We start from the raw sequence: 15,947 nt of genomic DNA on the forward strand, positions 1-15,947 counted from the left end.
GGATTGTGACTGGTCATACGCACCACTCAGACAGCCGTCGGGTGCTGATTGCGCTGCTGTTGACCGGCACCTTCACGGTTGTAGAAGCTATTACGGGAGTGCTGACCGGCTCGCTGGCCTTACTGGCCGATGCGGGTCACATGCTGACCGATACGATGGCGCTCGCTCTGGCGGTGTTTGCCTTTCGTGTCGGCCGGCGGCCGGCGGACCCGCGGCGCAGTTACGGCTATCAGCGCTTTCAGATTCTCGCCGCCTTCGCCAATGCGATAACGCTCATACTTATCGTTGGCTGGATTGTTGTCGAGGCGATATCGCGTCTGATGTCGCCAGCGGAAGTGCAGGCAACCGGCATGCTGATCGTGGCGAGTGCAGGCCTGCTGATCAATATCGCTGCTTTCGCCATTTTGCACGGTGGTGACCAGCAAAACCTGAATATGCGGGGTGCCGCATTGCACGTACTCGGTGACTTGCTGGGCTCTGTTGCCGCAATTGCCGCAGCGCTGGTGATTCTCTCCACTGGCTGGATGCCAATCGATCCGTTGTTGTCGCTGCTGGTCGCGTTGCTGATATTGCGCAGTGCCTGGCATTTGTTACGCAAGAGCGCACATATTCTGCTCGAAGGTACGCCGGATTGGCTCAACGTAGAGGAAATGCAATCAGTACTGATTGCTCGCGTGCCTGCTGTACAGAGTATTCACCATGTACACGTGTGGGGACTTACCCAGGAGCAGGCAATGCTGACCATGCACGTTGTGGTGCGGGATACTGCAGCCGATTTTACGAATTGTGTTCGTGAACTTAAGGGTATTCTGGCGTCCGACTACGGCATTCAGCACTCTACGATTGAGGTAGAAGGAGGGCACTGCGCAGATCATGCGCAGGACTCATGATCAGTTGTCGCCGCGGTCTTCCGGTCGGACGATACCTATATAGGGTAGCGTTCTGTCACGCTCGGCAAAATCCAGTCCATAGCCGACAACCCACTCGTCCTCGATACTGAAGCCCGTATAGTCTATCGGCACGTCGACTTCGGCGCTTTCCGCTTTGTGCAGCAAGGTACAGGTTCGGACGGATGCCGGGCCGTGTGAGCGCATCATGCCAATCAGGTAGTCGAGGGTATGACCGGTATCAACGATATCCTCAACGATCAGAACGTGCTTCCCTTCGATGTTGCCGCGAACATCCATCAGCAGACGTACTGCGCCGCTGCGTTGGCTGCCGGACTCATAGCTGGAGACAGCGATGAACTCGATAGTGCGCGGTATGGTCAGTCGGCGGGAGAGGTCCGCGAGAAAAATGAACGAACCTTTCAGGACACCAACCAGTACCAGCGGCGTCTTGTCAGCATAGTCGTTCGATATTTCTGCGGCGAGTTCATTGACCCGGGATGCTATTTGCGTCTCGGACAGCAAGACGTCAGGTGGCAGTGTTTTCATTTCTGTCTCCGGCCGAAGGGTTGCCGACTATAGCGAAAGCCGCTGAACTTTGTGAAGATTCCATACGAGATACTGTGACGTAGTGCGATTGCGACCTGTGATGAAAGAGCCTATCGTCAAAGACAATGAGTGACTACTTCAATACCGACGGTATTAACTTCGCGCCTGGCGGGGATAAGCTGTATCTGGCCATGCAGACACTCGACGAGCCTTGGTACTGGCTGCGGAGCCCGGGCCGAACGTTGTCGTTGTTCCTGCTGTTTGTCGTTTGCCAGTCCGTAGCCACTGCTGCCGGCTATCACCTAAGTGTTAAGGGCAACGGTACTGTCATTTTCTGGCCAGCCGCTGGAGTGCTGTGCGGAATGCTGGCATGTACGCCCATGCGTACCTGGCCGCTCTGGTTGTTTGGCACGTTGTTGGGCCGGTTGATTGCGGAGTTTTTCCTGTTTGATGTCAGGCCATTGATCATTCCAGTCGCGTTCAGTGCAGCGACTGGTATTGAAGCTCTGACCTTTGCGGGGCTGATTCGCGAACCGTTGCAACAATCGTACCGGCTGAACCGCCCACTGTTTTTCCTTGCGGCATTTGTTGTCGCAATTTTTTTCTCAACGGCTATCGGAGGGCTGTTGGGTTCGACTGTGGTCGAATTGACCTTTGTTGATTCGGCTGTTCCGTTTTGGCAGAACTGGCGGATCTGGTTTGCCGCGGATTTTCTCGGCCTCATCATTCTTGTGCCGATTATCGGGTGGATCCTGATACCGCAGATTCGTGCGTACAGCCGCAAGTCCAGTGTGCTCGACTATCTGCTGCTGCTACTGATGTTGGTGGCGACTGGCTTTCTGGCCAAGTTCGTACTTGATATCGACGGCAACGCGCCCAGCGATGCGGCAATGGCACTGATGCTGCTGGCGGCTTTGATGCCGCTACTTTGGTCTGCCTGGCGTTTCGATTTTCCCGTTGCCGTTGTCGTCCAGTTTGTGGTGGTTGTGTCGGTGATCTGGCTTGCTGTCAATGGTCATGGCCCGTTCAGCTTGGTTGCGGAAAGCTCACTCGTCGCATTGTCCGAGATGCAGGTTTACGTGATCGTCATGATCCTCTCTGTATTGCTTTTTGTGTTCACTATGATTGAGCGCGATCGCTCGATGATCGAACTCAGGATGCACCGGAATGTAGGTGCGGTTCTGATTGCGTTGACTGAAAAGTTGGTGGCTGCCGATCAGGAACGCCTGGACGCAGTCATTGGCGAAGTGTTGCGTGAAATAGGACTGTTTGCGGAAGCGGATCGCTGCGTTCTGTTACAGATAGAAACAGCGCGCGGGATTAGTACGATGTCACACCGCTGGGAGAGGAATGTATCGGAGGCATCGGAACCCATGTTCAGCAATCTGGATCTGCGCCAGTTTCCCTGGCTGTTGAAGCAGATTAGAAATCGCGGCTATGTGTATATTTCCGATACCCGAGGCGTTGAAGGTGCGACGGCAGAAGAGCTACGCACCATTCGCACTCAGCTACCGAATGTTGAGTCACTGGTGCTTGTTGGTTTGTTGACGGATGGAAAACTGGTCGGAGCAGTGGGTTGCAGCTATTTTCAGAAAGGTGTGACCTGGAGCGAGGAATCGTTGTCGCTGATGTATTTGATTGGTCAGTTGTTCTCCAACGTGTTGACACGAAAAAAGGTCGAGCGCGCAATCGGGCATCATCAAGAGAAGCTGCGTTCGTTGGCGGCCGATATGGCTATCACTGAGGAGCGGGCGCGACGGCGTACGGCAATTGATTTGCATGATGGCATAGGCCAGAATCTGGCGGTTGCGCGGATGAAAGTGGGTTATCTGCTAGCCAACGAGAGCAGCGCGATCGATGAATTGTCTCAGGTACGCAGTTTGATAGACGATGCGTTGCGCGGTACGCGACATATCATCGCAGATCTCAGTCCAACAATTCTGTACGAGCTCGGACTTTTCCCCGCGCTGGAGTCACTGGCGGAACGATTCGAATTGACTAACCACATGCAGTGTACGGTTGAAGAGGCAGGCGAGCCTTGGTCACCTGACTACGATACCCGAATCGGCTTGTACCGCGCTGTCCAGGAGTTTCTGAATAATACGGCCCGCCACGCGAGGGCTGAAAATGTAGCTATCCGCCTCCTTTGGGAACCAGACCAAGTTGAGATAGAAGTGAGTGATGACGGTGTCGGCTTCGATGTCAAAGCCGTCATGGATTTTTCCCCCGCGGATTCCAGCTTTGGATTGTTTTCGGTTCGAGAAACCATAGAATTGCTCGGTGGCTCGCTGGCAGTCGAGTCAAGCCCCGGAATTGGTACGCGCATCCGGTTAGGCGTGCCTTTACGTAAATCGGAAGAGTCGTAATGACCGTACGAATCCTGATTGCAGATGATCACCAGGTGGTAAGGGATGGCCTTAAGGCATTGTTGGACAACCCACCACGCTTTCAGGTAATCGGCACTGCCTGTGATGGCCGCGAAGCATTTGCTTTGGCGAGAAAGTTGAACCCGGATGTCGTGATCATCGATATTGCTATGCCTGAACTGAACGGCATGGATGCCACCAAGCGTATGTTGGCGGAGATGCCCACGCTACGCATCATTGCGCTGTCAATGCATTCGGACAAGCGCTATATCTCTGGCATGTTGCAAGCTGGTGCACTTGGTTATGTCCGCAAAGAATCCGCGTTTGAAGAGATCGATGCAGCCGTAGAGGCTGTTAGCCAGGGCAATGTGTATCTTGGTGAAGGCGTCGCCGGCGTTGTAGTCAATGACTACCGGCAGATGATATCCAGTGGTAACACTGATGACGCAGACCCTTTGTCGGCCCGGGAGCGGGAAGTCCTGCAATTGCTCGCCGAAGGAAGAAAGACCAGCGATATTGCCGCGACCCTGCACGTAAGTAGCAAGACAATTGAGACTCATCGACGACAGATTATGTTAAAACTGGAAATAGACACCATTGCGGCGCTTACCAAGTACGCGATCCGCCAGGGCCTGATCTCTCTGGACGACTAACCGCCCCCACGTTCGGATTCTGCTCGCTCGTCTAAGGCAAAGCGACGGTCAGAATCAGCCAATCCCCGATTACCCCGGTTCCGCCGATCAGTTCTAATTGGTACTGACTCGGAAACCTGCCACAAACTGTGGCGGATCAACAGGATACCGGAACAGTACATGTCGCGGGAGAGCAGCCTAAACAGAGTGACAGTACCGATCATAGGATCGGCGTGCCTGTTTGCGGCTGTATTTTGGCTGCTGGACTCCGGTGTCGCATTCTTGTTTTCAAACAAAGACGTATTGTCGGCGCTGCTACCAAAGGGCGGGGCCTTCGTATCGCGATTCGCCTATGCCGTGTTAATCGCGACGGCTGGTTCTATTGCCTGCGCCGCGTTACTGCAACGCCGGGAAGTTGAACTGTTCGCGGTCAACAAGCTGCAGGGCAGCAGGCGCAAGTACGACGCTTTGCTCGCGGCATCATTCGATAATGTCATTACACTTGGGCGCCACGCGCGGATCCTGGACATCAGCGAATCAGCAGAAGGCTTGCTGGAAGCTAGTAGCAAGTTGATGTCCGGCCGCCGCTTTGACGAGTTTGTTAGCGCTAGTGAAGCTGACGGTGATGTCCTGATCTATGACTTGTTGAAGCGCGCCTCCCTCAATCCCGATCAAGGCATTCCAGTGCGCATCTGCAACCACGTAGGACGGACATTTCCCGCTGAGATTCGTGTCACTCCTATGCCGCCGGGAAGTGAGAGCGAATACGTCGTCGCGATACGGGAGACCACATCCTCTATTGTTGCCACAAAATCGATGCTGCATTCCGAACGACGCGTACAGGCGCTGTTCGACAATATTCTGGACGGTGTATACCGCAGTACCACCGATGGCCGCATCCTTGCGGCGAACCCGGCTCTTGTCCGTATGCTCGGTTACGATTCCACCGAAGAACTCATTGAGTGTTCGAACACCAAAGAGTTTTTCGTTGACAAAGAACAGCGGAACCGCCTGACTGCCCAGCTCGATGCGAACAACACTGCGCGGAATGTTGAAATAACTCTGCGTCGTCGTGATGGCAATACGATTTCAGTCCTGGCCAACGTGCGGGCGGTCTTCAGTGATAACAATGAAGACCTTGTTTACGAAGGCACGTTGACTGATATCAGTAATCTGCTACAGGCGCGCGAAGCACTGAAAGACAGTGAAGCGCATTTCCGATCGCTTTGTGAACATGCGCTCGACGTGGTTACAGTGATTGATGCTGATGGCCGGATTGTCTACACAAATCCGGCCAGTACGGTTCTTACCGGTGTACCCGTGCAGAATCAGATTGGCATGAAAGTGACCGGTACTGTACATCGAGATGACATCGATGCCGTCGATAGAATGATCAGCGCGGGTTTCGAACGACCGGGTACTCCGCATCGTTTTACCTGTCGGATTTTTCGCGACGATGGGTCCGAGCGACTGATAGAAGCAATAGGAACTGCCTATCTGAGTCGGCAGGGTGAGTTACGGGCCGTTATTCATTCCCGCGACATTACCGAGCGTGTGGAATCGGAGGCTGCTTTGCACGACATGCAGAAGCTGCAAGTCGTAAGTCGTCTAACCGATGGTCTAACCCACGAATTCAATAATCTGCTAACAGTCATTTCCGGGAATCTGGACATTCTGAATGACAGCATTGAAGACCCGACAAGGAAAATTCACGTGCGTTCGGCCATGAATGCGTGCCAGCAAGGCTCAGATATGCTGCGCCGTATGATGGCTTTCGCCGATCGATCGGAAACACTGCCAGAACATATCAACATAAATGGTCTGCTAATGGATATGGAGCCAGTGCTCCATCGAAGTCTGAGTGAATCAATCGATGTGTGTACCAGGTTTGCGGACGAGCTGTGGACAGTTAACGTTGACCCGGTGCAGTTAGAGGCAGCCATTCTTCACCTCGCCGTCAATGCAAAGGAAGCGATGCAAGGGCAAGGAACGCTGACGATCGTCACCAGCAATTTAAGAACGCAATTGGCTGGCGATGAGCCGACTGACAGCCCAGCTACTGATTGTATTTGTATCAGCGTTACCGACGATGGCAGTGGCATGGACAAGGATGTACTCCAGCATGCTGCCGATCCGTTTTATTCGGCCAGTCAGGGCCAGGGAAAAAATGGTCTCGGACTAAGTGTCGCCAGAAAGTTCGTCGAGACATTCGGTGGCAAGCTGACTATTTCGAGCGAGACTAACCGCGGAACCACGGTCAGCATGTTTCTCCCCAGGGTTAACGACATTGCTGCGACAGAGACAAAGACCACGAAACCACCAACTGGTGGCGAGAGCATTCTGGTTGTCGATGATAACCCGGATGTTCGAAATGTCAGTTCTGCATTGCTGCGCAGTTTTGGCTACCGGGTGCGGGAAGCCGCAAACGGTCAGGCTGCTATGCATTTGCTGCAGACAGAACAAGTGGATCTGTTGTTTACCGACCTTGCCATGCCGCGCCTGTCCGGACAGGACCTCGCGGAACTGGCCAAAAAGCAAAACCACAATCTCAAAATATTGCTTACTTCCGGCAATGAGGCCGCGATGGCCGAGGCCAATGACGGCCTCACTTCAACCTACGAATTGATTCGTAAGCCATTCAGAAAACAGCAACTCGCGGAACACGTGCGCGAGATATTGGATACCTGAGTTATGAGCAAGAGACTAAATCGATTCCTGATTGTCGATATGGCTGAAGATGCCGGGCGACAATTCTCACGTGTCGCCAAACGCCTCGGATACTCATCCCAGTCGGCGACCAGCTTGCAGACGTTTATTGCCGCTCTCGACAGCTTTGCACCGACGGTCATTCTGATCGACCTGCAATCGGTGGAAAATGGTGGTCTGGACTATCTCAAAGCGCTGCGCGACCAGAGCTCCGAGGCGCATATCGTGCTTACGAGTGATGACGCAGGCCGCCCATTGGAGACAGCCAAGCAATTGGCAGAGTTCTTAGGTCTGTCAGTGGTCGCCAACTCTCGTTCTTCAATTTTCGTGAATGTATTGCGAAACGAATTGCGGCGGGCGCGTCAATCACGAATTGAGATGACGCTGGGTGATCTGAAAGTTGCGGTCAAGAACGGTAATATCAGGCCGTACTACCAGCCGAAGGCAACATATCGATCGAGCAAGATGTGGCCAATCAATGAGGTGGAAGCACTGCCACGTTGGCACATCAGTGAGACCAACATCATTATGCCTGAGGACTTTTTCTGGCTGGCAGAAGACGCAGGATTGATGCCGGAAATTACCGACAGCTTGCTCGGTAGTGTCATCAAACAAATGGCAGAGTGGGGCGCACGAGGTCTGGATTTGCACGTTGCGGTGAAGCTGCCCGCGTCTTCGTTAACAGACCGCGAATTGCCGACCCGCTTAATGGCGATGGTAACCCGCGCCAAGGTTGACTGTGCGTCGCTCACACTCGAAGTGTCAGAAGCCAATGCGATGAATTACTCGACGGCTGCTGTCGAGGTGCTAAGCGGTCTGAAATCGATGGGTTTCAGACTTGCAATTGATGAGTTCGGCACGAGCTACACTTCGCTCGAGCAACTTTACCGACTGAAATTCGACGAATTGAAAATCGACTCTTCGCTGGTGCTTGAGAGTCGAATTAGTCGTGAAGCACGGACAATCATCGAAGCAACGGTACTGCTGGCGCAGAAGCTTGGGCTTAGCGTATGTGCGGAGGGTGTTGAATCGCAACGTACGCTGCAGTTTCTCGGCAAGATAGGCTGCAACAAAGCCCAGGGTAACTACATCAGTCGTCCGCTTCTTGCCAGCATGTTGGAGGCTCGCCTAAACGAATGGAATGTGCCGGCGAGCGTGTAGTGAGCGGTTCGCCGGCCAGTGCGAAATGACGTGCGCTGGCCGGCATTTTTTTGCCATTGTTCACTTCAGCATTCTTGCGTTTCGGGTTTAAGCCAACTCGGAGCACGCTGACTCTGCCTCCACAATTGCGTCACTACCCGGCGTAGACCGCAACTCCATCAACTGATGCTAGAGCCAGCCCCGCCATTTGAAAGTCGCGACTAAGGACACCGCGACCGTTGCCATGGTACCGAGTACGGCAAAGTATCCGTAGTGCCAGCTCAGTTCGGGCATGTGCTCGAAATTCATGCCGTACATGCCGGCCAACAGGCCCAGTGGCAAAAATATTACCGTGGCAATCGTCAGCACTCGCATTACCTGATTAAGCCGATGCGAGAGCAGGCTCAGATGGGTGTTCAACAGGTCTACGGCGAGTTCCTGATTCAACTGACAGAGACTCGCAAGCCGGTCCAGGTTTTCGTACAGGTCGTGGAACTCATGTTTGTTAAGTGCCAGAGGTAGGTCCGTGCCGGTGCTTGAAAGTTGATTGAACGCATTGCACTGATAGACGAGGTGACGGCGTAGGCGTTTCAGCGCCCGGTTGTAGCGGCTCAAACTTTCGATCACCTCATCATTGGCATTCTCGTAGACCCGGTCTTCGAGTGTTTCCAGGTGCTGTTCGAGCTCCATGACTTCCGGTGTATACACATCCACGATCGTGCGGCTGATGATATACGTCAGATGCGCGGGACCGGCATGCATCAGTTTGGCATTGTTGCGTACCCGCTCCTGTACTTTCTCGATGCTGGGGATCAGTTCGTGGTGCCGGGTTATCACGAAAGTCTTGCTAACGAACATCGCGAGGTCCGCCACTTCCGGTTCGCTGTCCTCGTAGGCGGTTAGCAAGTCCCGCAACATAATGAACAAATACTGATCGAAGACTTCGAGTTTCGGTGGGTGCCTGTCCCGGTGTGCGTCTTGCATCGCCAGTTTGGATATCTGAAATCGCTTGCTGAGTAGGTGGCGTTCGATGTCGTCGGGTGGCCCCTGAAAGTCGAGCCACAGCCAGCTGTCGGATTCTTCAGTCCAGCCCTCGATCAGCTCCAAACCACCACTCGCCAACGATTGGTCCGTCGGGTTGTACAACAATGCGCGAAGTTCTGACATCAGGGCTAATCCTCACTGTCGGCAATGGTAGCGGTCGCTTTAGCAATCTGTACCTGCAAAGGCTTGACGGCGTCAAAGTGCAGGTCGATTTGGGGGAAGGCAATTACGATGCCGTTCGCATCGAAGAGTTCAGTAATGGTGTGCCGAACTTCACTGCGGATGCTGCGCAGTCCGCGTTCGCCGCTGGTCAGGCACCAGAAGTAAGTCTCGAAAATCAACGCGCTGTCACCAAAGTCCTCAAAAATGACGGTCGGCGCAGGTTCAGGTTGCACTTCTTTTTGCGCCACTACGGCTTGCTCAATCAATTCGGCAACCCGGCGAGTCGGTGAGCCGTATGCGACGCCAACGCGTATCTTTGCGCGTATTTGCTGGTCTACCAGTGTCCAGTTGACGACGGTACGTTCCAGCATCTGGCTGTTGGGAACCAGAATGTGCACGCCGTCGACGCGTCGAATACGTGTCGACCGATTGCCGATTCTCTCCACAACGCCGGAATGCTCGTCGACCTCAATGTAGTCATCAATTCGAACTGGCCGTTCGACCATCAGAATCCAGCCGCTAATAAAATTATTGATGATGTTCTGGGCACCGAAACCCACACCGATTGCGATCGCGCCGGTAAGAAATGCGAACGCGGTAACAGGAATGTGGAGGAGACTCAGCGCGGTCAGGGCGACGCAGACGATCAGTATGTAGAACACGACTCGCTGCAAGGTCTGGATAGCATCGGGTCGCATATCGGTTTTCGCCAGGCGACGGCGTAAGAGCCGTTCAATAAACCGGCTCATGAAATAACCGACAATGATGAGCAGTGTCACTAATACCAGCGCGCCCACCGTTATCGGACTGCTGCCGAAAGGTATTAGCGGAAAGTGCCAAATGTCGATGAATTCCTGCATGGTCCCACCGTTGTCATTGCCAGCGTTTATGGTAACGGAAAACCGCTGGCGCTGGTTCAAGTCTGTTAGCATTATTACCGGTTTCGGGCATTGAGACAGTCTGTGAATAACGTTTCTGATGATCTGCTGGTCCTGGGTTGGAGAGAGTGGCTGGGTTTGCCGGCGCTTGGTATTGATCGAATCAAAGCCAAGGTGGATACGGGGGCGCGTACCTCAACGCTGCACGCGTTCGCGGTAGAGCCGTTCAACGAGGACGGGCGGGCGCAAGTGCGTTTCCGGATGCATCCGCTGCAAAAGAACACTGACCGAATCGTTGTTTGTACGGCCGATGTCGTTGACCAGCGCGTGGTTTCGGATTCCGGCGGGCATCGCGAAAAGCGCTGGGTAATTTCGACACCCATAGAAGTCGGTGATCACACTTGGCCGGCTGAGGTGACTTTGACCTCCAGGGATAACATGCTGTTTCGAATGCTGCTTGGGCGTACCGCGATTGCCGGGCGCGGGCTCGTTAACCCGGACCTGTCGTTCGCTCAAGGCAAACGATTGAGAAAGAAACAAGGATAGTTTACGCGATGGCCAAGAACTCACCCATTACCATCAATGGCACAACGATAGACCCAGGGACGAGCGGCAATGTCAGCCTGCCCATTGCAGATCTCTACACGTCGACGTCACTGAGCATGCCAGTACACGTTATCAACGGTCGGCGTACGGGCCCGGTCCTGTTCGTGTCAGCGGCAGTGCACGGCGACGAATTAAACGGCGTCGAGATTGTCCGCCGCTTGTTGCGCCGGAAAAACTTGTCATCAATCCGCGGCACACTAATTGCTGTGCCAATCGTAAACGTGCACGGCTTTCTCGATCAGTCACGATACCTGCCTGACCGCCGCGATCTGAATCGTTCGTTTCCTGGTAGCGCCAAGGGTTCTATTGCCGCGAGGCTGGCCAGTATTTTTCTTCGCGAAATAGTCATGCGCTCCGACTACGGTATTGACCTGCACACTGGCGCGATCGACCGTTCAAACCTGCCGCAGATTCGCGCCGACCTTGATGACCCGAAAACGCTGCAACTGGCGCGCGCGTTCGGTGTTCCGGTTATTATTAATTCTGACGTCAGGGAAGGTTCGTTACGCGGTTGTTCTTCGGACATGGGCAAGCCGGTACTCACCTACGAGGCGGGAGAAGCCCTGCGTTTTGACGAGTTGAGCATTCGCGGGGGTATACGCGGCATTCTGAATGTCATGCGTAACATCGGTATGCTGACCGAGCCTCGCAAGGGGCCGCAACGTGAACCGGTGATTGCGCGGTCAACGAGTTGGGCGCGCGCACCTGCCAGCGGTATCGTCGTTGGCAAGGTTGAACTGGGCGCATCCGTGCGCAAAGGTCAGCCGCTGGCTATCATCAGTGACCCGCTTGGCAGAAGAGAAGAAACAGTGGTCGCTCGCTTTGATGGTATTGTGATTGGCCGCAGTAACCTGCCGCTGGCGCATGAAGGCGATGCGCTATTCAATATTGCCGCGTTCCACAGTGTTGAGCGCGCAGAAGACCTGGTTGAACAGTTCGCCGCGCGACACGAGCGAGTACGTGAGGCCGCCGACGAGGAGTAGGACTATGAGCACGAAAATGAATATTGGCGTCCTGTCGACGAACAAGAATCTGTACTCGACTAAGCGCTTGATTGAGGCGGGCGAAGACCGTGGGCATGAAATGCGCATCATTAATCACCGCCGTTGTTACATGAACATTACTGCGCACAATCCGGGCGTGCATTACAAGGGTGAAAGCATCGAGGGGCTGAATGCAATAATTCCACGGATTGGCGCATCGATTTCTTTCTACGGAACGGCCGTAGTGCGGCAGTTCGAGATGATGGGCGTCTACTCTGTCAATGAATCGGTCGCCATTACCCGGTCGCGCGACAAGTTGCGCGCACTGCAGCTGCTGTCACGTAAGGGCATTGGCATGCCGATTACGGGCTTTGCCAATTCGCCTGACGATACGAAAGACCTGCTGGATTTTGTCGGCGGCGCTCCGGTAGTGGTCAAACTACTGGAAGGTACGCAGGGCGTGGGAGTTGTATTGGCCGAAACCCAGCAAGCGGCAGAAAGCGTTATTGAGGCTTTTCGTGGCCTTAAAGCTGAATTCATGGTGCAGGAGTTTATCAAGGAAGCCGGAGGCTCGGATATTCGCTGCTTTGTCATCGGCGACAAGGTCGTGGCTTCGATGAAACGTACCGGCAAAGACGGCGAGTTTCGCTCTAACCTGCATCGGGGCGGATCTGCTGAAGTGATCAAGATAACGCCGGAGGAGCGGTCGACAGCTGTCCGCTCGGCGCGTGTCATGGGCCTGAACGTGGCCGGTGTCGACTTGCTGAGATCGAATCACGGGCCGGTCGTGATGGAGGTTAACTCCAGTCCGGGTTTGGAGGGTATCGAGAAGGCAACGGGGAAAGACGTTGCTGGCATGATTATTTCTTTCATCGAAAAGAACGCCCGTCCCGGTAATACCAAGACCCGCGGCCGCGGCTGACATTTTTCGATCGCTGCCGCGCACACCCGGCTGCCGGTGCGGCAGGTCTTTGCGCATTTACCTGGGTGCGGTCACATGTAGGTCGGCGCTGAGTCGTTGACGGCGCGGCCGCATATCGACGGTTGTTCAGGAAGGCATAGCGGCAGCGATGTCACTGCGGCGTTACGCTGTTAACATGCGCCGGCCTGTCCGAAGTGGCTCAGAAAACCCGACTCTCAATGTCCAAGAAAAAAACCCGAAAGCGCCGCGCGAAACCCCGCCGTAAAGTTGGCTTTGTCCGTCGACACCCCTGGTGGACACTGGTTCTCGCCGTTGTCGGTGCGTCTTGCCTGTACCTGCTGTTTCTAAACTGGCAAATCACCAGCCGTTTTGAAGGGCGGCGCTGGGATTTGCCGGCACGGGTCTATGCCCGACCGCTGGAACTGTACGCCGGAATGTCGTTGTCCCCGGACGCGCTGGAACAGGAACTGTCACGATTGGGCTACCGCGCAGTGGCGACCGCGCCAACAGCACCCGGGAGCTATCAGCGTTACGGTCGGACGATAGAGGCCGTTACTCGTGAATTTCGCTTTTGGGACGAGTTGCAGCCGTCAACCCGGGTCCGTGTCAGCTTTGATGGCGGCACCGTCGAAAACCTTGTCGTCCCAAGCGGGCGGTCGCCGGTCGTGCGGCTTGATCCTTTGCTGGTTGGCAGCATTTTCCCGCAGCATGGTGAAGATCGCCTGATCGTTGCGCCGGAACAGGTTCCGGAGAGCCTGCGGCAAGCGTTGATCGCGGTTGAAGATCGACGCTTCATGCAACACCCGGGCGTTGACCCTATCGCGCTCGGCCGTGCGGTTCTGGCGAACCTGCGGGCCGGCGAAGTCACCCAGGGCGGGAGTACGCTGACCCAGCAGCTCGTAAAAAATTACTTTCTCGACAATCGACGCACGTTGACCAGAAAACTGCGCGAAGCATTGATGGCCTTGATACTGGAGTTGCACTACAGCAAAGCCGATATTCTCAATGCGTACATCAACGAAATTTACCTGGGACAGGACGGTCAGCGTGCCATTCATGGTTTTGGACTTGCCAGTCAATTCTATTTCAGCCGACCACTGGCTGAACTCGAGTTGGATCAGGTTGCATTGCTGGTGGCGCTGGTACGCGGTCCGGGTTATTACGACCCGGTGAAGTCGCCGGCACGCGCCAAAGCGCGTCGCGAGCTGGTGTTGACGCTGATGAGCGAGGCGGGCGCCATCACGCCGGACGAGGCCGCCAGCGCGGCGCAACAGCCGCTCAATACCTGGGACCGAGCCAGTGCCGGTGCGTCGTACTATCCTGCCTACCTCGCGTTGGTGCGCGAACAGCTTGCTGCGCAATACCGCCCCGAAGATCTGACCCGGCAGGGCCTGCGTATTTTCAGTGCACTGGACCCGTTGGTGCAGGCAAGCGCGGAGCGGCACCTGGCTGACGGTCTGGCAACGCTTGATCAGCGGCAGCCGGAACGGACGCTCGCGGGTGCGGCAGTGGTTGCCAGCCCGCAATCGGGTGACGTTCTGGCATTGGTCGGAGATCGCCGGGCCGGTTACGAGGGCTTTAACCGCGCACTGGCGGCAAGCCGGCCTGTGGGTTCGTTGATCAAGCCTGTTGTGTATCTGGCTGCATTGGAGTCGGGTCGATACACGCTGGCAAGCCGTATCGACGACGAGGCGATCGAGGTGACGCTCGAGAACGGTGATGTATGGACGCCGAGAAATTTCAACAAGGAAACGACCGGCGAAGTCACCTTGCTGCGGGCACTGTCTGAATCGCTCAATCTCGCGACCGTGCGGCTGGGCATGGATGTGGGCGTGGATGCTGTCGCCGATTTGCTGACACGGCTTGGCCTGGATCGGGTCGTCGCACCTTTCCCGTCGCTGCTGCTCGGTGCCGTTGAAATGACGCCAATGCAGGTTGCCCAGGTCTACAGCACTTTGGCGAACGATGGGTTTCGCAGTCCGCTACGTGCGGTCCACTCGGTGGTCAACGTCGACGGTGAGCCATTGCAACGCTACCCCATTGAGCTCGCGCAGGTTGTCGATTCCGCCAACGTATACCAGGTCAACCAGGGACTGGTTACGGCAATGCAGCGCGGTACTGGCCGCTCGGCCGAACTCGATATAACCGTGGCCGGCAAAACGGGAACCTCGGACGAATTTCGCGATAGCTGGTTTGCAGGCTATTCAGGCGATCGGCTGGCCGTCGTTTGGGTAGGCTACGATGATTATCAACCGACCACCTTGAGTGGTGCGTCTGGCGCTTTGCCGATATGGACAAAGATCATGCGCGACGTTGCAACGGTGTCTTTCGCACCGCCACAACCCGCTGATCTGGAAACGTTCCGCATCGACTACTACAGTGGTGCGGAGGTAGGCCGTAACTGCGACAGCGCTGAATCGTTGGCGTTGCCCGCAGATACGGAGCTGGCTCGCGATGGCGGCTGCAACAGCCGTTCAAGCAGTATTGGTGAAAGGACCCTGAAATGGCTCAACGACGTCTTCAATTAAATGCACTGCTGGCTGTGGCGACGGCGGTCCTGAGTGGCTGCAGCACATTGCCAGCGAATCAGGAAGTGCCGCGAACCGCCGACTACCCGGTCAGTGGTTCAGAGCACCGCGAGCGCGTTATGAATCCCGCAAGTGTTTCGCTGTTGGAACAAAGCCGGCAGCAGCAACGTTCAGGCAATCTTGCGCAAGCGGGCTCGACACTCGAACGTGCCGTACGCATAGATCCTTCGGAGCCCGCCGTGTGGCTGGCGCTGGCACAGCTTCGTTACGAAGAATCCAATTGGACACAGACTGAGCAGCTCGCTCGCAAAGCCTACTCGCTGGCCGCTGATGGCTCAGCCGAGCGCCGTGCGGCGCAGAGTCTGATCGCGGATGCACTGGATCGACAGGGCAGGTCGGAAGAGGCGCAACGTCTGCGGGAAGGATTGAGAGCAGCTCCGCAGTAGTCGCTGACGGCGGCCAAGTCTCAAAGTAGGCTACCGATTAACCGCTCGCTAATTGGCAGACAGGCGAGTTCTGCTGGCCGTATCGATGCGAACTTCGT

At 55.4% G+C, this 15,947-nt stretch carries 13 protein-coding genes; 10 read left to right on the forward strand and 3 right to left on the reverse strand.

Annotation, left to right across the window (positions count from 1 at the left end; genetic code table 11):
- Positions 1-5: 5 nt before the first annotated feature.
- A complete protein-coding gene (locus AC0L8N_RS15370) occupies positions 6-890 on the forward strand; it encodes a cation diffusion facilitator family transporter (protein ID WP_473668742.1) in 885 nt (294 codons plus the stop codon).
- Here AC0L8N_RS15370 and hpt read toward each other — a convergent pair whose 3' ends face one another.
- A complete protein-coding gene (gene hpt, locus AC0L8N_RS15375) occupies positions 891-1,436 on the reverse strand; it encodes a hypoxanthine phosphoribosyltransferase (protein ID WP_473668744.1) in 546 nt (181 codons plus the stop codon). It abuts the gene before it with no gap.
- A gap of 125 nt (positions 1,437-1,561) precedes the next feature.
- Here hpt and AC0L8N_RS15380 point away from each other — a divergent pair, with 125 nt between their 5' ends.
- The 4 genes from AC0L8N_RS15380 (at position 1,562) to AC0L8N_RS15395 (ending at position 8,301) form a co-directional block, all read left to right on the forward strand.
- A complete protein-coding gene (locus AC0L8N_RS15380; protein WP_473668746.1) occupies positions 1,562-3,802 on the forward strand; it encodes a sensor histidine kinase in 2,241 nt (746 codons plus the stop codon).
- The gene (locus AC0L8N_RS15385; protein ID WP_473668748.1) at positions 3,802-4,455 is read left to right on the forward strand and encodes a response regulator; all 654 of its coding nucleotides are present in this window, start codon (positions 3,802-3,804) and stop codon (positions 4,453-4,455) included. The genes AC0L8N_RS15380 and AC0L8N_RS15385 overlap by 1 nt, the downstream gene beginning before the upstream one ends.
- A gap of 186 nt (positions 4,456-4,641) precedes the next feature.
- On the forward strand, positions 4,642-7,122 hold the full coding sequence (locus AC0L8N_RS15390; protein WP_473668750.1) for a PAS domain S-box protein: 2,481 nt from the start codon (positions 4,642-4,644) through the stop codon (positions 7,120-7,122).
- 3 nt (positions 7,123-7,125) lie between these two features.
- Positions 7,126-8,301, forward strand: a complete 1,176-nt coding sequence (locus tag AC0L8N_RS15395) for an EAL domain-containing protein (protein WP_473668752.1) — start codon at positions 7,126-7,128, stop codon at positions 8,299-8,301.
- A gap of 168 nt (positions 8,302-8,469) precedes the next feature.
- On the opposite strand, the gene corA is transcribed toward AC0L8N_RS15395, so the two are convergent.
- Positions 8,470-9,447 (reverse strand): magnesium/cobalt transporter CorA, encoded by a 978-nt coding sequence (gene corA / locus AC0L8N_RS15400; RefSeq protein WP_473668754.1) that lies wholly within the window; start codon positions 9,445-9,447, stop codon positions 8,470-8,472.
- Positions 9,448-9,452: 5 nt separating this feature from the next.
- Positions 9,453-10,418, reverse strand: a complete 966-nt coding sequence (locus AC0L8N_RS15405; protein WP_473668756.1) for a mechanosensitive ion channel family protein — start codon at positions 10,416-10,418, stop codon at positions 9,453-9,455.
- A gap of 30 nt (positions 10,419-10,448) precedes the next feature.
- On the opposite strand from AC0L8N_RS15405, the gene AC0L8N_RS15410 reads away from it, so the two are divergent.
- The 5 genes from AC0L8N_RS15410 to AC0L8N_RS15430 all read left to right on the forward strand — a co-directional run bounded on the left by AC0L8N_RS15410 (position 10,449) and on the right by AC0L8N_RS15430 (position 15,849).
- Positions 10,449-10,910: an ATP-dependent zinc protease family protein gene (locus AC0L8N_RS15410; protein ID WP_473668758.1), complete on the forward strand. Its 462-nt coding sequence runs from the start codon at positions 10,449-10,451 to the stop codon at positions 10,908-10,910.
- An 8-nt stretch (positions 10,911-10,918) separates the two neighbouring features.
- Entirely contained in the window at positions 10,919-11,953 is a 1,035-nt protein-coding gene (locus AC0L8N_RS15415; RefSeq protein ID WP_473668760.1) for a succinylglutamate desuccinylase/aspartoacylase family protein, read from the forward strand.
- A 16-nt stretch (positions 11,954-11,969) separates the two neighbouring features.
- The gene (rimK, locus tag AC0L8N_RS15420; protein WP_473670185.1) at positions 11,970-12,875 is read left to right on the forward strand and encodes a 30S ribosomal protein S6--L-glutamate ligase; all 906 of its coding nucleotides are present in this window, start codon (positions 11,970-11,972) and stop codon (positions 12,873-12,875) included.
- 218 nt (positions 12,876-13,093) lie between these two features.
- A complete protein-coding gene (gene mrcB, locus AC0L8N_RS15425) occupies positions 13,094-15,403 on the forward strand; it encodes a penicillin-binding protein 1B (protein WP_473668762.1) in 2,310 nt (769 codons plus the stop codon).
- On the forward strand, positions 15,379-15,849 hold the full coding sequence (locus AC0L8N_RS15430) for a tetratricopeptide repeat protein (protein ID WP_473668764.1): 471 nt from the start codon (positions 15,379-15,381) through the stop codon (positions 15,847-15,849). Before mrcB ends, AC0L8N_RS15430 begins: the two co-directional genes overlap by 25 nt.
- Positions 15,850-15,947 lie beyond the last annotated feature (98 nt).

The sequence above is a fragment of the Woeseia sp. D3-10 genome (assembly GCF_055809415.1).